Source organism: Priestia sp. MDV22-iso46 (assembly GCF_058629175.1).
The window spans coordinates 2,156,536-2,174,876 of record NZ_JBZVWT010000001.1; the positions used below are offsets into that span (position 1 = coordinate 2,156,536).

The window sequence follows — 18,341 nt, forward strand, 5'->3', positions numbered from 1 at the left end:
GTTTTACTTTATCAATTTCCCACTGAAAAATCTCTTGCTTTGTAAGCATCTCTAACATAATTTTTTCGGTTAAACGAATAAAAGCTGCGGTTTTTAAAACCGCAGCTTGCTTTATTATGAGCTCATATAACTGGCTGTATATTTTTTCGTCTGCTTTTGTATTTCTTGATTTAAATGTTTGAAAAATGAGAGGGTTTCTTCATAATCCGTCGCTTTTTCATGAAACTTCAATGTAAGATTTTCTTCAAACAACGTTTCTCCCTGATGACCGACCGCTTTCAGCTGAACATCTGTAACAATACCTTGGGAAATCGAACATAATAAATAATTAAAGCAATGAACCGGAACGATATGCATCAGATGAAAATCGTCGATAGTTCTATCACTTTTTGTTTTCTTAAATTCCACAGTGAGTTCTTCTGGATGAATAAACACATTTATATGCTGTTTGGACAAACAAGTAGGATTCATTTTTTGTGTATACTCACAAAATTCCAGTCCAATAAATATAGAATTCTCGGAGTCAGCTTCAATGAAGATTTGCGAATTTTTTACCATTGTCCTCGTCCTCCATATTCAATCTAGTTATCCCGTCACCCGCACCCATTTGTAGAATATTTCCATTCCTTCTCTATTCTATCATTGATTTTTCTCAATGCCTATTCCGCAAGCGGAAGTTCTCTTTAAAAGAGAGGGAACTGACAGGCAGTTCTTTATGTGAGAAGAATAAACAAAAGACACCTCTTTTATTTTGTTGAGGTGTCTTTTAGTATCATCAGCCTGTGTTACGTAACCCTGCTGCAATGCCATTAATCGTTAATAACGCTTCTTTTAAAAGTTCTTCATTTAACGTTCCAGCCTCATCTTCACGCAGCTTGGAAATGACCTTAACTTGTAAGAACGTTAGAGGGTCCACATACGGATTTCGTAATTTAATAGATTCTTTAATCGTTGGAAGATGATCCATTAATTCTTTTTGACCTGTGATTTGAAGAATCATTTCTTTTGTGAGATTATACTCTTTTTTAATGGCGGTAAAAATCCGCTCTGAAATAACCGGATCTTGTACCATTTCCGTGTATTCTTTTGCTGCCATTAAATCTGCTTTTGTTAAGGCCATTTGCAGATTATCGACGGTCGAGCGGAAGAATGGCCATTCTTTATACATTTGCTGAAGAAGCTGTATATCTCCGGATTTCTCTACTAAATGCTGTAAGCCTGTACCTGCAGCGTACCAGGCTGGAAGCAGCTGTCTGCTTTGCGTCCATGCAAATACCCACGGAATTGCTCGCAAGTCTTCAAAGCGATCACTTCCTTTTCGACTCATTGGACGTGACCCAATATTTAAAGCCCCCAGCTCAGGAAGAGGTGTAGCTTGTTTAAAGTACGTTAAAAAGTCTGGATCTTTGAAAACAAGCTCTTGATACTTACGTAAAGAAGCAGTTGAAATCTCGTCCATTGTTTCTTCCCATTCATGTGTACGAATATCACATTGTTCAGCTTCTTGAGAAACATTTGCTGCCGCTGTAAGAAGAGCTGAAACCGCTTGTTCAAGGCTTCGGTAAGCAATGTCATATAAAGAGTATCTAGAAGAAAGAACTTCTCCTTGCTCTGTAATTTTGACGCCGTCTCCTAGCGTCTCAACAGGCTGAGATAAAATGCTTCGGTTTAACGGCCCACCTCCTCGGCCTAGTGAGCCGCCTCGGCCATGGAAAAACTTCAGACGAACTTGATACTTCCTCGCCATATCGTGAATTTCCTGCTGCGCTTTATAGAGCTTCCAATTAGCAGTAAGCGTTCCTCCGTCTTTACTTCCATCTGAGTAGCCAAGCATAATTTCCTGCAAATCCTGCTGTTTCCTTAAGTGCTCTCGATAAAAATCTAATTGAAATAGCTGTTCCATGATTTTAGGACCTGCTGTGAGATCATCAATCGTTTCAAGCAGCGGAGCTATATTTAACTTACTTTCAATGCGGCCATCTGCATGAAGGCGATAAATACCCGCTTCTTTGGCGAGTACCATGACTTCTAATAAATCACTTGCAGACTGCGTCATACTGATTAAGTAGACTTCAATAGATCTTTCTCCAAATTCTTTATGTGCCCGATGTATCATATTAAATACTTCAATTACTTGCTGCGTTTCTTTAGAGTAATTCTCTACAAATGATATCACAGGTCTTGGGTCTTGAAGAACTTTCCCTAGCAGCTCAACTTTTTTCTCTTCCGTTAACGCTGAATAATCTTCAGCTAAAGAAACAGCATGGAAAATTTCTTTGATTGCCGCTTCATGTTCCCCGCTGTGATTACGGATATCAAGCGTTGCTAAATGAAAACCAAACAGCTCAACTTGGCGAATTAATTTACATAAGCTTTTTAACTGATAATCCTGAGGCTGGTGCTTTTGCAAGCTATCTTTGATTAGAAATAAATCATGTAGAAGTTCTTCCGACCTTTGATAGCCTGCTTCCGATTCTCCAACTAAATTTAATTTATGAAGCATAATCGTAAGCTTGCAGCGATATACTTCGTGTTTGATTCTCCATCGCTTTTTCTCAGGCAGCAGCGATATTTCTTGATTAATAGAATCAAGAAGATTATCTGAAACTGCGACTCTTTTTGTAGACTGACTTAACCTTTGTCTCAATTGAGTAAGCGACTCTTTATATTTACGAATAGCTAACTTCCTTTGTTTGACAAGCGTTTGCCACGTTACTTTAGGAGTTACGTTTGGATTTCCATCTCGGTCTCCGCCAATCCATGAACCAAATCGAAGAATATTAGGCACCTTCCAATTTTCTTCAGGGTAATTCTCCTGCAATGAATTTTCTAACTCCTGATGAAGTTGAGGAAGCACTTCAAATAACGTTTCATCAAAATAATATAATCCATTGGATACTTCATCCATCACAGTCGGCTTGCGATCTCGCAGTTCATTTGTTTGCCATAAAATTAATACTTCGCTAAACAGTCTTTCTTCAATTTCCGTACGTTCACGTTTTGTTAACGTTGGATTATCCAAGTTTTTCAGAAGCTCAGCCATTCGTTTATGAATATCAAGGACACTTCGTCTAGTGGCTTCTGTTGGATGAGCAGTGATGATGAGCTCTAGAGATAGAGTTTGAAGCAAGTTAGCAATTACGTCTGGCGCCACGCCATTATTTTTAAGCGAAACAACGGCACTTTCCAATGAGCCCGGCTGCATAATAGAATCTTCTTGCTGCTGATATTCGCGTCTGCGACGAATTCGATGATTTTGCTCTGCAATATTAACTAAATGAAAATAAACTGCAAACGCCCGAATAACCTGCTCGCGCATCGGCTGTTCAAGAGTAACGATTTCATTTTTTATTTCTTTATAGATAACTTCATCTTTGTTTTCTCTAAGTGATTTTGCTACTTCGCGTATTTTTTCTACTTTGCTGAGCAGTTCTTCTCCACCTTGGTGAACCAGAACTTTCCCTAACAATTGACCGAGAAACTTTACATCACGGCGCAGGGCAGTGCTGCTGTTTTGTCTTTCTGCTGCTTCTACTGTTACCATTAGACACGACACCTTTCTTCATAAATATTGTACTTTTTAAACTTTTTAGAAAATTATATTAAATTCATATTACCATGAACGAAAATAAATTTCATATAATTTTATTTCCTCCTCTCGTTCAGGAGAGGAGATTCATCAAATATAAAAGAGAGGTTAAGACATAATCCAATCTAAAGACGAACAAATGGGATACATAAGCCGAACCGCTTGTGACGCCGCAGTTGATTTCTGTGCAAGACTTTGCTTTCCGCAGGTGGTCGCTGAGCCTCCTCGTCGCTTCCGCTTTTCCCCCGGGAGTCTTCGTCTTGCCCTCCAATCAACTGCTAGAAGAAACGAAACAGATGAAACCTACGTTCACCATAACAAAAAAAAAAACGAACCGTTAATCAAACATTTTGATTAATAGTTCGTTTTTCATTTGAGCTAAAATACTTTTGTCTCGGCCTCTCTTTTATGCTACCAAGGTTGTCCCAAATCCAATACCGAGGCTAGTTCATTGCTTTTTTTACGCACTTGTTTACGCGTGGCAGCGCGATCTGCCCCCGTTTGAAACAGGTATTTTTCTTCTTCTGTTTCTGGAATAAGCTCCGGTACTGCGCGGGGCTTTCCATCATCATCCATTGCCACAAAAGTTAAAAATGATGTAGCTGCAATTTGACGCTCCCCGGTTTTTAAATTTTCTTTAATCACTTTCACAAACACTTCCATGGATGAACGACCTGTCCATGATACGTATGACTCCAAACATACAGAATCCTGAGGCGTAATAGGGTGCAGAAAATGAATAGAGTCTGCTGAAGCTGTCACACACTCTGTACGACTGTGACGATAAGCTGAAATGGACGCAATCATATCAATATCACTCATTAACTTTCCGCCAAATAACGTATTGTGATTATTAATATCATTAGGAAAAATGCGGCTCGTTCGAACGGCCTTTGTATCTTTACAATAATTTGCTTTCATTAGTAAGAACCTCCATTGATGCCTATCATAATAAGAATAAAAGAATGAATGAACCTATACTAGCATATTTTGATAAATTTAGCTTTACAAAAAACTCGTTGATTTATTTACAGAAAACAAAAAAGAGAAGAAAAATTCTTCTCTTTTTTGTCTATCGAATATAGCTTGACCCAAACGTTTTACCTAAAGAATCACTGTATAGGTCACTTGACTTTACAGTCCATTTCCCATCTTCTTTCACCATAAAAATTCGTAGGGGACGACTTCCTTCTTTCGTTTCTAATTCATTTACAATATCTTTGAATTTAGAAGCCGCAAACTCTTCAGAGTGTTGTGTATCGTAATCTTTCGTTTCATCTGTGTATGCTCGCTTAAGCTGCGATACGTATGAATATAAGTCTGATAAATCAAGAGTAGTGTACTCCACTTCTACTACGGCTTTATTATTTGCATTCGCAATCATATTTGTTTTCACACTTGCTTTTTCTTTTAAAACATCTTTATACATGTTAAAAAAATCTTTTTTTGCTTTGTCGGTTAAACTGTTAGAAAACGCACCTTTTAATTCCTCATTAAACGCTTTTTTCTGTTCTTCTATGACAGCTGTTTTATCTGCTGTTACATATTTATCATAGTCTACGTTTTCTTTGTTTAAGTAAAGGACTTCTGTGTAAGCTTGCAGAGCTTTTTCTGGGTCTTGCAGCTTATTATAGCTTTTCGCGTACTTTTTCGTATCCAGTGTTAATGTCACTTCGTCAATTTCTTCATCATAATCAGATGATTTTGGCTGAAGCCCAATTTTGTACTTTTTATCTTTTTTGACTTCAAAGACAAACGTTAAATTTTTTTGCTTTCCAGCGCCAATCTTGTCAGATGCACTGCTTTCTAGTCCAAGCTCACGACTGTTCACTCCCATTTTTGGAGACAGCTGTTCATCTCCTTCGTATAAATACACACCGTCATAATCCGATAAAGATATACTGTTTTTGGATACATTTTTCACTTTTAAATCAACTTTCAACAGCCCTTTTTCTTCACTTGTAGCTCCTTCATCACTATCTACTAAAATATAAGATGCGCTGTCAATGGATGCTTCAATCGCCTTATTTTTAGTCGAAGTGGATCCTCCCGTTTCCTTAGAACTGTTGCAAGCTGCTAATACTAGCATAAGTACAAAAGCCAAAGCCAAAACATTCATTTTTTTCACAGCTGCCTAATCCCCTTTATTTTGTTTTTTTAGAACTTTATCCCAAATAAAGGTTCCCTCTGTATAAATACTTAAACCTTAAAATCTATATTTTTTACAATATTTTGATAAAAAATAAGTCTAAATTCTCTACTCACCTAAATAAAAAAAACACGAGCACGAGCTCGTGTTTTTTTATTTAGATTTAAAATTTTCTTGATTGATTTGTTCAGCTTCTTTCATATATCGGTTAGATTTGCCGCTTTTAATTCCCCAGTAATAAAAAGCTAATGATACGCAAGCAATCACTAGCATATCCCATCCGAAAGGCAAAATATTTTTCCCTCCGAATTTTTCGCTTCCTATGTAGGAAATAAAAATCATGCACGCTAAATAGATAAGCATCCAAGCCCCGGTTAAAAATTCTTTTTTAAAGCCCACCCATTTATTTTTCGCTTGGTAATAAAAATAAACAGGCAGGCCAATTGCCATAATAAAGATCACTTCACCTGTAAGTGGCCACCTTGCCCAGTAAAGCGTCAAGGAAGCAAAAACGAAGCCGCATGGCGCAATAACTGATGCCCCTTTTAAATAAAATGGACGGTAAAAGTGTGAAGCCGTTTTTCTTAATGTTATAAGCGCTACAGGACCCATAATATAAGAGATAAGCGTCGCTACTGAGATCACTTCTGCTAAGACACCCCATCCTCTAAATAAAAAGAGAAACAAGAAGCAAGCTGCTAAATTTAGCCACATAGCTGGGCGCGGGACATTGTAAAGTGGATGAAGAGTACCAAATATCTTTGGCAAGTATCCATTTTGCTGCATCCCGTATAACATTCTAGAAGTAGTTGCCGTATATGTAGCACCTGTGCCGGAAGGAGAAACAAATGCGTCTGCGTATAACACAATTGTTAGCCAGTTAATTCCAAGCGCAATCGCTAAATCAGCAAAAGGAGAGTTAAAATTCAAATGATTCCATCCATCAGCAATTGATGACGGACTTACTGCTCCGATAAAGACAATTTGCAATATAATGTATACAATTCCTGCAATAAAAATTGAACCAATTACAGCTATCGGAATCGATTTATTAGGTGATTTTGCTTCTCCTGCCATATTTACAGGACTTTGAAACCCATTAAATGCAAACACAATACCTGATGTTGCCACTGCCGTTAAAACACTGGCCCATCCGTAAGGTGCTACCCCATGCTCACTTGAAAAGTTTCCACTATGAAAACCAGCAAAAAATAAAGCCCCTGCCGTTAAACCAGGAATAATTAATTTAACAATCGTAATAAATGAGTTTGCTTTAGCAAAGAGATTTACCGTCCAATAGTTCACAAAAAAGTAAACGAATAATAACAAAGACGCAACTGCCAACCCCTTGGACGTTAAAATGCCATTGTCTACTAATTCATGAGTCCAGCGAGCCCATTTCCACGGCCAAGTACTCATATATTGCACAGATGCAATAGCCTCCACTGTTATCGTTGAAGCGATTGAAATCCAGTTAGCCCAAGCAGCCAAAAAACCAATAAATGATCCGTGTGAATACTGAGGATATTTGACCATCCCCCCTGCTTGTGGAAACATCGCGCCCAGTTCAGCATATGATAGAGCAATGGTCAAAATAACCACCATTCCAATAACCCATGAAAAAATAGCCGCGGGTCCCGCAATTTGAGCTGCTTTCCATGCTCCAAACAGCCATCCTGAACCGATAATCGAACCTATGCCTGTCATGGTTAAAGCAAATGTTCCCATCTTCCTTTGCATATTGCTCATCCAAATCTACTCCTCTTCCCTAGGAAAATAAAAAAAACACTTGCGAAATTTTCTCAAGTGTTTGCCCAGGCGCGCGGCTTATACGCTATATGCTCCCCCATGGTCATCCATGTTGCGCCAGTCACATATAGGAATATATTTTTTATCAGTATATAACATTCATTACTATTACTCAATACACAAAAATGTTTACATTACTTTTCTAAAAATAATAAATTATTCGTAAAATTCCGAATTAATCTTCTAAAAATCTCTTTTTAATTATAAAAAGAACTAAAATCCTAACTTTTTCTATTATTTGATTCTTTTACTCCACGAGCAGATCACCTTCTAAAAATTATATTAATATACATTATTCATTTACAAAATAAGAATTAACAGCTATATATCCATAGAATTCTTGCACTAGACCCTTTACTTATATACAATATGAAGAAAAGATACTAAAGGGAACTGCCCACCACATAGCTACGCTTGAAGTGGGAGACTTCTTTTAGGAAAACGTTAAAACCTACATATCATGCACTTCGCAACAAATGAAGTACTTCGAGCAAACTTCTCTGTTTACGCCAGCAAAAAACAGGGAAAATTACGAAAAAAAGATTGTTAGAGGGATGCTTATGAATTATGCAAATGTAAAAGTTCTTTATTTTGATGACGACGGAACCATTCCAAATCACCCTCGTCTTCCAGTTTTGTTGTATGAACACGTATTTATTAGTAAGAAAGCGAAAGTGGAGAGCATTTTTAATTCTCACGACTGGAAAAATAGCTGGGTAGGCGGCATATATGATTTTCACCATTACCACAGCAATTCTCATGAAGCACTAGGTGTAATTAGCGGATCTGCACGTTTAAAACTAGGTGGACATATGGGGGAAAATATCGTGGTGCATGCTGGTGATGTGCTCGTACTTCCTGCAGGTACAGGGCATATGCGTCTGCAGTCAACTGCTGATTTTAAAGTGGTTGGAGCTTATCCAGAGGGCATGGAGTACAATTTACGAACAGGAAAACAAACTGATCGCCCTCACGTATTTGATGAAATTGCACAAGTACCTATTCCTACAACAGATCCTGTTTATGGCGACAAAGGACCATTGACAGAGTGGTGGAACTAGACAAGCACTTATTGTCTAGTTTTTTTATTTGCTTTGTTTTATTCTTTCCATGAATCTCTATTTGAACATACAAATTCTTTTCTTATGATGCAATAGCAATATACTTTATCTCAGCGAAATAACAAAAACTTCCCGGTCAAAACTAAATTTCTTCTTTTCCGTTCTCTTTTTTGCTTCAAGAGCAACTTCGCTTAGATTATCCCCCTTTTTTTCTTGCATAATCATTTCAAATATACTCCCATCATAAGCTCTTTTTTGTTTTTCTAAAAAAATTTCCATAGATTATAACTAAATTTTCAAAAAACTTATTGCTTTACCATGTCAGACTTGCTATCATAGTGAACATTGTTAGATAAATTTTTAGTAGGAGGAGTAAAATTGAACAGAAAATTCATAATTTTTATTTTATTCATCATTCCATTTATTGCTCAATTCGCTTTTTTACCTTTTGTAAATAACATTCATCCAATTATTTTTGGATTACCTCTTTTGCATTTATGGTTATTTTTATGGGTCTTCTTAACGCCTGTGTGTACATTTATTATTTATCGTTTACAAAAATCTTGGGGGGACATTGAATAATGCAAGGAAATTTAACCGCACTTTTAATCACATCAGCAATTGTTCTTGTCGTTATCGCAATTGGCTTTATAGCGGGACGTGACAAATCATCTAGAAGCTCAGTTGAAGAGTGGGCTGTAGGTGGAAGACGTTTTGGAAGCCTGCTCGTCTGGCTTTTAGTAGGAGCAGATTTATATACTGCTTATACATTCCTAGGTCTTACGAGTACAGCTTATCAGGGAGGAAGCATCGCATTTTTTGCCATTCCTTACTCTGTTTTAGCCTTTTTAATTTCATACTTTTTTCTTCCAAAGCTTTGGACTGTTGCTAAAAAGCACAAACTTACTACGCTTGCTGATTATGCCAGAGAACGTTTTAACAGTAAATTTCTCTCCTCTTTAATTGCCATAGTAGGTGTATTGATGCTCATTCCATATATTGATCTTCAGCTTAGCGGTATTCAAGATACTCTTCGCGTTGCAGGAACTGGCTACATTAACGTAAAAGCTGTCGTTATTCTTTCATTCTTTCTTGTGGCTCTTTATACCTTTTTCAGCGGAATTAAAGGTCCCACATATACGGCAATTATTAAAGATATTTTAGTATGGGCGATTATGTTATTTATGGTTGTTTCTCTGCCAATTATGCATTTTGGAAGCTGGGGCAACATGATCGACAATGTTGCAAAGGATGCACCTCAGCTATTAACGATCCCAACACAAGGACCTAAAGGCATTCCATGGTTTATTACAGCATCACTCGTATCTGCTTTAGCTTTATTCATGTGGGCCCACGCTGCTACAGGTGTTTTCACTGCTAAAAGTGCAGATTCGCTTCGTAAAAATGCTATTTTCTTACCGCTTTACAATATCGTTTTAATTCTAGTCATCTTCTTAGGATTTATTGCTTATCAAGTATTACCTCAAGATACGACGGACCCTAGATTAGCATTATTAACCTTAATTCAATATTCATATGGCGGCATTGGCCAAGGGTTAGCTTATGCAACGATTGCTCTTGCTTCATTAATTCCATGCTCTATCATGGCTATCGGAGCGTCTAACTTATTTGCAAATAATATATTTAGAGATTTAATTAATCCAAATGTACAGGGTAAAACATTAACAATGGTTACTCGTTCTATGGTTTTCGTTGTTATTGGACTGGCACTTTTATTTGGTTTATTATTCCCTCAAGCACTTGTTTCCCTACAGTTACTAGGGGTATCCGGTATGGTACAAATCTTCCCGGCTATCGTTATCAGCCTGTTTTGGAGAAATCAATCGAAAGAAAGTACGATTGCTGGATTAGTAGTAGGGCTGGTTGTAACGTTTACCGTTCATGCCACAGGAAATTCATTTGGTCTTTATGAAGGGTTCTGGGGATTGTTATCTAACTTACTCGTAGTTGTTATTTTAAATCCAATTTTTGCGGTAAAAACGAAAGCAGCAACTAACGGTGTGAAAGAAACATTATTTTCTAAAGACACTGTGCAATCTGAATTAAAGAAAAACGCATAAAAAAAGTTCAGCCAATTGGCTGAACTTTTTTTAGATAATATTCTCTTTTTCAGAAGAGGATGGAGTAGATTCTCTTTCCCAACATTCAATATTTTGATTGTTTTCTAGCGCATCTCTATAAAAGACTGGGTTTTTCCCTTCCTTTTTCTGCTGAGTATAGTCATGCAAGGCAGAAAATGCCACTTTCGATAATAGAAAAATAGCAATCAAGTTCACGACTACCATCATCCCCATAAATAAGTCTGCCAAATTCCATACAAGCTGAAGCTGAGCGACCGATCCAAAAATAACCATCGCTAAAACACCTACACGATAAGACCAAAGCCACACCTTATTTGAATTTAAAAATTCAATATTCGTTTCTCCATAATAATAATTCCCAATTAACGTACTAAAAGCAAATAGAAATACCATAATAGCTAAAAACCCTGATGCCCAAGAGCCGATATGGGTACTAAGAGAAGCCTGCGTTAATTCAATGCCGCTTAGTCCCTGCTTATAGGCGGGGGATAAGAGAACGATAAATGCTGTGCTTGTACAAATCACGAGTGTATCCGTCAAGACACCAAATGCTTGGATAAGACCTTGTTTAACTGGATGACTCGTCACTGCAGTTGCCGCGGCGTTGGGAGCACTTCCCATTCCTGCTTCATTGGAAAACAGTCCGCGCTTTACTCCGTTGATTAACGTTGCACCAATTGATCCCCCAAGCGCCTGTTCAAACCCAAATGCATTTTTCACAATTAGAGATAGAACCGCAGGCATTTGATCAATATTTTTAAAGATAATGAACAGAGCCATTCCAATGTATAAAACGGCTAATACGACCACGATGTATTCCGATATCTTGGCGATGCGTTTGATTCCGCCAAAAATAATTATCGCAAATATAACTGTCATAATAATCCCAATCAACAAGCGGCTCGTTCCAAAAGAGTTCTCAAATGCTAGCGTAATCGTATTAGACTGCACAGCGTTAAACACCAGGCCAAATGATAGTGTAATGAGTACAGCAAATAGCCCGCCCATCCACCTTTTATTTAACCCTTTTTCCATATAATAAGCGGGCCCTCCTCGAAACCCGTTTGATCCTTTTACTTTATAAATTTGAGCGAGTGTACTTTCTACAAAACTTGATACTGAACCGATAATGGCAATAATCCACATCCAAAATACAGCACCCGGGCCACCAAGTGCAATAGCAATCGCTATCCCTGTAATATTTCCCGTTCCTACTCGAGCTGCCATGCTTATGCAAAAAGCTTGAAACGGGGAGACTCCTCCACCTTTAGCCGCTCGTCCTTCTTTCAAAACAAGTACCATTTCTTTCAACATGCGAAACTGCAAAAAACGAGAGCGAATCGTAAAATAAATACCAATTGATACAAGTAAAATAATTAATAAATTCGACCAAAAAAAATCATTGATGACGCTAATCACACTTTCAACTGCTTGTTGCATGCCTATCACCTCATTAAAAAATTTGGTAGAACAAATGCAAAACATGAAAGTTTTTTCTCTTGGTGTTTATATTATTGAAGCGAATGAAGAGTACGTAAATAGACTAAAAAATACTCAAATCCCATTCTTTTGCGATTTTTTTTAGCAGCGTAACGCCTTTTACGCTATTCCCGTACTCATCAATAGCTGGACTGTATATTCCGATACCGCATCCGTCTGGAAATGGAGACTGCTTTTTCGTATTAGGCGGCACCAATGACATGATTCCTCCCGATACACCGCTTTTAGCTGGCATACCAACAAATGCCGCAAACTTTCCTGAAGCATTATACATACCGCATGTAAGCATGAGCGCTTTTGTTAATTTAGCTACTTCTTTTGGAATTACTTGTTTGTGAAACACTGGATGATATCCGTCTAATGACAGAATTAATCCAATCAGTGCAATATCTTCAGTCGTTACTTCAATTGAGCACTGCTTTAAGTAAACCTCTAGAACCTCTTCTACTTCTCCTTGTAAGTAGTTCGTTTCTTTTAAATAGTAGGCAAGCGCACGATTTCGATGAGACGTTTGCCATTCTGATTCAAAGACCGTTTCATTAATGAGTGGTGTTTTCCCGGTAAGCATTGTTATCACATCAAACAAATAGCTTAATTTTTCTTTTGCCGTCTCCCCAGATAAAAGAGATGAAACCGTTAAAGCACCGGCGTTAATCATAGGATTGAACGGCTTTCCTGGTTTATGCATTTCCAGTCTTATAATAGAATTAAATGCATCTCCAGTTGGCTCTACATCCACTCTCTCTAGCACATAAGGAATGCCGCAGCATAAGCAAGCTGCTATAAAGCTAATAACTTTAGAGATACTTTGAAGAGTAAATACCGATTCATAATCTCCAGACTGGATAACAGTACCGTCAGCACCAATCAAACAAATACCTAATTGAGACGAGTCCATATCTTTCAGAGCTGGAATGTAATCAGCCGTTTTTCCTTCTGAAGAAAATTCTTTTATTTGCTCTACCCACTCATGTAACTGCTCTTTTGCAGTGACCTGTAAGTAAGACATTTCCTGTTCAATTTCTCTTTTCATTAAAATCACCTCATCACTTAATTAACTTTTTATTTTAAAGCGCTTTCATAAAGCGAGATTTCATTTTCGTTTTTAATGTACAATGCAACCTACGAGAGCATACAAAAACCTACAAAACTTTTTGGAATTATATTTTTATCTTTGGCACTCTTCTCCATTGTGCTGGACGCTGTCACAATGTATACTAATTCACGAATCACTTCAGGAGGTGAAATTATCTGAATTTTAAATCTTTCATTCAAAAAGATCCGTACATTTTATTGCTCATGCTCATTACTGTCCCCCTGGCGGGAGAGTTAAAATTTTATCCGTTAAATGAAACATTTCGAATTACATTTGGAGCTCCTACATTTTTCTTTTTCCTGTTGCTTTTAAAACGGAAAACCGTTTTAGCCGGGGGCTTGTTAACCGCTTTAAGCGTCGTTCTCTTTCGCATCATGCTCGATTATATCATGCTCGATCATTTTCAATTTGCGGCTTCTGCACATACGCATTACCCTACGTTTTTCTTCTACTTTACGTATGCACTTTTATTTTTTGTTTTTAAGGTAAGCCGCATGAACTATAGTGCTATTGTAATTGGATTGATTGGACTCATCATTGAAATTGCTGCTGATATAGTGGAACTAACTGCGCAGTATATAGTTTTGCACACAACAATCCATGTCGATTCATTATCTGACATGGCGGTTATTGCTTTTGCTCACAGCTTCATTGTACTTAGCTTTTTTAATATGATGACGATTTATGAATCACAGTCACGAGAACGTCAAATTCGCAAACAAAATGAGCACATGCTAATGCTCATTACAAGCCTTTATGAAGAAACCGTTCATTTAAAAAAGACCCTTCATAATACAGAAGCGATTACAAAAGCTTCGTACGATTTATACCGTGTATTAAATCAGCAGGAAAAAGATCATTCTGTGCTAAACCAAACGCTCAGTAAAAAAGCGCTTCGGATTGCCGGAGATATTCACGAAGTAAAAAAAGACAACCAGCGTATTTTTGCGGGCTTATCTAAAACAATTTCAAATGAAAGTTTCCAAAATTATATGAAAGCAGAGGAATTAATCGAGCTGATCGTACGCATCAACAAAAAATATGCCGATTCTCTTCACAAACAAATTACCTTTTTTTCTTCTGTAAACGGGGAACATTTCAGCTACCACGTTTACACCATTTTATCGATCATTAATAACTTGGTAGCCAACGCAGTGGAAGCTATTAAAGATGAAGGAAGGATTGTTTTATCGGTACATAGACAAGCTGAACATGTAGAATTTCATGTACAAGACAACGGTCCTGGAGTACCTTTAAAGTACGAAAAAGCTATCTTTGAGCCTGGTTTCACCTCAAAGTACGATCAATTTGGAAACCCCTCTACTGGCATTGGTCTTTCTTATGTAAAAGATATTGTTCAAGAACTTGAAGGTACGATTAAAGCTACACAAGAAGACAGCGGAATGACGTTTATCATTCAAATCCCCCTTCGTAATCTAATTCAGAAAGGATGAGTTTATGCGATTTTGTATTACAGATGACGATTCAGCTATTCGTTCAACGCTCAGTCAGCTGATTGAAGATGAGGATTTAGGAGAAGTTGTAGAAGAAGTCGTCGACGGAAGCTTTTTAGATGCCTCTACGTTAAATTTAAAACAAATTGATATTTTATTTATCGATTTACTTATGCCAGGACGGGACGGAATCGAAACGATCCGTCATTTAAAAGATTCATTTAAAGGAAAAATGATTATGATTTCACAGGTAGAGTCCAAAGAATTGATAGGAGAGGCCTACTCATTAGGAATTGAATACTATATTACAAAACCAATTAACCGAATTGAAATTTTAACGGTTATTCGAAAAGTAATGGAACGAATCTCCCTTGAGAAATCAATCGATGATATTAAAACCTCCTTGAATAGTTTAGCGACAGCTCATCACCCCCTCCCTTCAAGTCAGCCGGTAACGAAACAAGCCCATCTATACGATGTAGGTAAATTCTTATTAGCCGAGTTAGGTATTGTAGGAGAAAATGGTGCAAAAGATTTACTGGATATTTTACAGTTTCTGTACACTTATGACCAAAGAGAAAGTGTGGAAAAACATTTCCCTTCTCTAAAAAATATTTTTGTGAATGTGGCTGAGAAAAAATTAGGAGCTCACGCGTCTTCCATTGAAATTAATCGCGAAACCAAAGCCTGTGAACAGCGAATAAGACGAGCAGTTACTCACTCACTAAATCACTTTGCTTCTATTGGATTAACAGACTTTTCAAATCCGAAATTTGAAAATTATGCTTCTAAGTTTTTTGACTTTACAGCTGTTCGTAAAAAAATGAAAGAATTACAGGGAGATTCTAAAATTTTGCCGATTCGCATTAACACCAAAAAATTTATTCAAATATTCTTTTTTGAAGCAAAGCGCTTGTTAAGCAAGGAAAAAAGCTGGTATTGACAGAAAAGACGGAAAAGGTGCAAATACCTCTTCCGTCTTTTATACTAATTGATTCAGTTTTACTAAGGAAGGTCCATATACAGTACGCAGAAGCAGCGTCTTTTCTCCCCTTGCATATTCCACCAGAGAAAATGCTCCTTTTTCTGTTTCTACCTGTACATCTACAGAAACTGGACACTCTTTTAACTGATTAACTATCAGTTGCGCTTGTTCCACCGACAAATAAGAAGAAAGGCGAATAAGTATATCCAAATCACTAGTTGTTGTAATAACTTCGGCACCACTTGCAAATTCGAATCCCACACTGCCGGTTGGTCCCCACGCAAAATCTTTTAAAATAATAGCGACTTCTTTTAAAGCACCTATGGCTGGCATGTTTCTAAAGTGCCCGTTTTGAAAAATAGAAACGAGATCTTCCGGCCTAATTCTTTGTTTAACGGCCTGCTCAGATACAAATGCTCCAAAACGCTGATTTCTTCTTTCTCCTCTTACTCCAACAGGTATCAGGCTATCTCGGTGAACAGCCCGCCTTACAACTACAAACGGAGCCTTCGCTAAAGAATGCTCCACCCACTCGGGGATAGGTGTATAACTGATAAGCTTTGCTTCCTCTTTTAACTGAAGCAAATCATGAGCTATATATTCCATTGTCTTTCCAACTCACCTCTTACTACTAAAGAAGCTTTACGCCCTTCCTTCCTTGCTTGCTCACTGTATAGCCGGCTGCTTAAATCGTACACACCTTCACGGCGTACATTTTCTACCGCTCCAGTCAAAATATCTTGAATCGTTTGAACGTCGCGATCTGTGGGCTGCTCTGCTTGAATACCGCTAACCAGCTCATATAAAGCGCCAAGTGAGGCAAATGATTCAATATCATAAGCCATGGACGGGACTTTCTTTGAAGCTTCTTCAAGTTCTTTTATACTTCTTTTAGTAATGCGCGCTGCTGACTGTTTGGACATGGCGTGAACATTCACTCCTTCGTCTTTTAAAGCCACAATTCGATTTGATTGGTATCCATGAGCCAGAAATGCTCCTGAAATTGCTTTTCCGACAATTAACGTAATAACCGGATGACCTGCTAAGCGCGCTGCTGCATAAGCATCAGCCGCAGCACCGCAAGCATAGTGAATACCTAGAAGTTCTTCATGATAGCCATACGCTTGACTCGGTACGTCCACAATGGCGATTATAGGGCGCGGAGATTGATTTCGATCTTCTTTTATTACTTCACGAACGTGCTTGGCAATTGCCCAGCCTTCATCTAGTCCTACTTCCCCTTTCCGTGCACGTAAGAAACGATTATAAGGATTAGGTACAACGGAGATATATCGGACCTTTTCTCTTCCTAGCAATGCGTCTTTATAAAGAACGGAAGGAATTTCAAAATCTGCTTCTTCATCATTTATTAAGGCGTTGATCCACACGCGACCGCGGCTGTTGGGCATGTTACCTGGAACTTCATTTAGCGAGTAAGAGACTGTTGAAGGGATAGGTTCATTTTTTGTTGCTTTATACAATTCTTGAAACTGATCAGAAGCCAGTTTTTCTGAAGGATCAACCTTACTAAGCAAATGTCTGTAAAAATCTACTTGTTCTGTTTTACTAGTTACTTTTTCTTTCTTCTGAAACGTTTCTTGAACCGCTCGTTGAATAGCAGTGACATCATCCTGTGCTAAGGCATCTGCAAACCCGGTTTCATAGCGTTGAATACCGCCAATCGTTTTCCAGATTAAGCTTCGGTCTCTTGCATCAAACTCTTCAACCCCTGCTTCTTGTTCGATCACTTCAGGGCCGTTAAGGCCAAACCTTGCTTCTTTTGTCATAATGAGATAACTAAAGAGTGAAGCAGTGATGGACATTCCTCCAAAGCAGCCTACATTTCCTGAAATAACTCCGACAACAGATGTATGCTCACGCAAAGCAACCACAGCTGAGCCAATTTCAGATATCGACAAAAGTCCATAATTCGCTTCTTGGAGCCTTACCCCTCCTGTATCGAATAGAAAAACAGGTCTAACAGGAATACCTTTTTTGTGATTATTAAGGGCTAGTTCTAAAGCTCCTGCAATTTTAGCTCCCGATACTTCACCAATGCCTCCCCCTTGAAACCCTCCTTCTATTGAAATGACAACGGCTGGCTCTCCTGCTATCAGCCCACCTGCTATAATGACACCATCATCGCTTTGAGGAACAATATTTTGCTTAGGTAAATGAGGCGATTCAATTCCGTCAAAGGGCCCAAGCAGCTCAAAGAATGTTCCTTGATCTAAGATTGCCTGCGCTCGTTCTCTTCCATTTAACTCAATAAAGCTTTGATTATTCACTCCCATTTTCACTCACCTCCAAAGCTTGTGCAAGACGCAAGGCGACTACACCAGGCGTAGCACCAAAATCATTAATTACAATTTTCGCTTGAATGGTATGAACACTAAAGAACCGGTCTAATACGGCTTTCCAGGTTTCGCTAAACCCTTCACTTCCTGTTCGTACTGATACGTGAGCATGTTCTTCATCAGAAGGAACCATTAAAATTTCTAAATCCCCTGAACCAACAACACCTACATGTGCGCGCTGAGTTAACTTTCGATCGGCTTTATATTTAAACACTAACGTTTCCATTAGCCACTCCTCC

15 protein-coding genes and 1 riboswitch are annotated in these 18,341 nt (G+C 38.1%); of the genes, 5 read left to right on the forward strand and 10 right to left on the reverse strand.

The window, feature by feature from the left end:
* Positions 1 to 114: 114 nt before the first annotated feature.
* The 5 genes from AC4NPH_RS10950 to aimA form a co-directional block, all read right to left on the reverse strand.
* Positions 115 to 558: a hypothetical protein gene (locus AC4NPH_RS10950; protein ID WP_013055520.1), complete on the reverse strand. Its 444-nt coding sequence runs from the start codon at positions 556 to 558 to the stop codon at positions 115 to 117.
* Positions 559 to 775: 217 nt separating this feature from the next.
* Complete coding sequence (gene ppc / locus AC4NPH_RS10955; RefSeq protein ID WP_013055519.1) at positions 776 to 3,544, reverse strand: phosphoenolpyruvate carboxylase; 2,769 nt, start codon at positions 3,542 to 3,544, stop codon at positions 776 to 778.
* A gap of 456 nt (positions 3,545 to 4,000) precedes the next feature.
* Positions 4,001 to 4,510 (reverse strand): acyl-CoA thioesterase, encoded by a 510-nt coding sequence (locus AC4NPH_RS10960; protein ID WP_013055518.1) that lies wholly within the window; start codon positions 4,508 to 4,510, stop codon positions 4,001 to 4,003.
* A gap of 151 nt (positions 4,511 to 4,661) precedes the next feature.
* Complete coding sequence (locus AC4NPH_RS10965) at positions 4,662 to 5,708, reverse strand: DUF5105 domain-containing protein (RefSeq protein ID WP_240530845.1); 1,047 nt, start codon at positions 5,706 to 5,708, stop codon at positions 4,662 to 4,664.
* A gap of 183 nt (positions 5,709 to 5,891) precedes the next feature.
* Entirely contained in the window at positions 5,892 to 7,487 is a 1,596-nt protein-coding gene (gene aimA / locus AC4NPH_RS10970) for a glutamate/serine transporter AimA (protein ID WP_013055516.1), read from the reverse strand.
* A 56-nt stretch (positions 7,488 to 7,543) separates the two neighbouring features.
* Positions 7,544 to 7,622, reverse strand: a riboswitch (ZMP/ZTP riboswitch).
* A gap of 485 nt (positions 7,623 to 8,107) precedes the next feature.
* Between aimA and AC4NPH_RS10975 the strand changes: the two genes are divergently transcribed.
* From AC4NPH_RS10975 to AC4NPH_RS10985, 3 genes are all read left to right on the forward strand, one after another.
* Positions 8,108 to 8,608: a cupin domain-containing protein gene (locus AC4NPH_RS10975; protein ID WP_231101671.1), complete on the forward strand. Its 501-nt coding sequence runs from the start codon at positions 8,108 to 8,110 to the stop codon at positions 8,606 to 8,608.
* A 378-nt stretch (positions 8,609 to 8,986) separates the two neighbouring features.
* Positions 8,987 to 9,190, forward strand: a complete 204-nt coding sequence (locus AC4NPH_RS10980) for a DUF3311 domain-containing protein (protein ID WP_013055514.1) — start codon at positions 8,987 to 8,989, stop codon at positions 9,188 to 9,190.
* Positions 9,190 to 10,689 carry a sodium:solute symporter family protein gene (locus AC4NPH_RS10985; protein ID WP_013055513.1) on the forward strand — a complete coding sequence of 500 codons (1,500 nt, stop codon included), beginning with the start codon at positions 9,190 to 9,192 and terminating at the stop codon, positions 10,687 to 10,689. The genes AC4NPH_RS10980 and AC4NPH_RS10985 overlap by 1 nt, the downstream gene beginning before the upstream one ends.
* A 30-nt stretch (positions 10,690 to 10,719) precedes the next feature.
* Here AC4NPH_RS10985 and AC4NPH_RS10990 read toward each other — a convergent pair whose 3' ends face one another.
* Positions 10,720 to 12,150, reverse strand: coding sequence for an alanine/glycine:cation symporter family protein (locus AC4NPH_RS10990; RefSeq protein ID WP_013055512.1), 1,431 nt, complete (start codon positions 12,148 to 12,150; stop codon positions 10,720 to 10,722).
* 103 nt (positions 12,151 to 12,253) lie between these two features.
* Positions 12,254 to 13,243 carry a glutaminase gene (locus tag AC4NPH_RS10995; protein ID WP_035439364.1) on the reverse strand — a complete coding sequence of 330 codons (990 nt, stop codon included), beginning with the start codon at positions 13,241 to 13,243 and terminating at the stop codon, positions 12,254 to 12,256.
* A gap of 266 nt (positions 13,244 to 13,509) precedes the next feature.
* On the opposite strand from AC4NPH_RS10995, the gene AC4NPH_RS11000 reads away from it, so the two are divergent.
* Together AC4NPH_RS11000 and AC4NPH_RS11005 are read left to right on the forward strand one after the other, a co-directional pair.
* Positions 13,510 to 14,760, forward strand: a complete 1,251-nt coding sequence (locus AC4NPH_RS11000) for an ATP-binding protein (protein WP_013055510.1) — start codon at positions 13,510 to 13,512, stop codon at positions 14,758 to 14,760.
* Between the two features lie 4 nt (positions 14,761 to 14,764).
* A complete protein-coding gene (locus AC4NPH_RS11005; protein ID WP_013055509.1) occupies positions 14,765 to 15,703 on the forward strand; it encodes a response regulator in 939 nt (312 codons plus the stop codon).
* A 39-nt stretch (positions 15,704 to 15,742) separates the two neighbouring features.
* On the opposite strand, the gene AC4NPH_RS11010 is transcribed toward AC4NPH_RS11005, so the two are convergent.
* The 3 genes from AC4NPH_RS11010 to AC4NPH_RS11020 are packed head-to-tail and all read right to left on the reverse strand — an operon-like array spanning position 15,743 to position 18,328.
* Positions 15,743 to 16,351: a malonate decarboxylase holo-ACP synthase gene (locus AC4NPH_RS11010; RefSeq protein WP_013055508.1), complete on the reverse strand. Its 609-nt coding sequence runs from the start codon at positions 16,349 to 16,351 to the stop codon at positions 15,743 to 15,745.
* Positions 16,339 to 18,039, reverse strand: coding sequence for a biotin-independent malonate decarboxylase subunit beta (gene mdcD / locus AC4NPH_RS11015; RefSeq protein ID WP_053486857.1), 1,701 nt, complete (start codon positions 18,037 to 18,039; stop codon positions 16,339 to 16,341). Before mdcD ends, AC4NPH_RS11010 begins: the two co-directional genes overlap by 13 nt.
* Positions 18,026 to 18,328 carry a malonate decarboxylase subunit delta gene (locus AC4NPH_RS11020; protein ID WP_013055506.1) on the reverse strand — a complete coding sequence of 101 codons (303 nt, stop codon included), beginning with the start codon at positions 18,326 to 18,328 and terminating at the stop codon, positions 18,026 to 18,028. Before AC4NPH_RS11020 ends, mdcD begins: the two co-directional genes overlap by 14 nt.
* Positions 18,329 to 18,341: the final 13 nt, after the last annotated feature.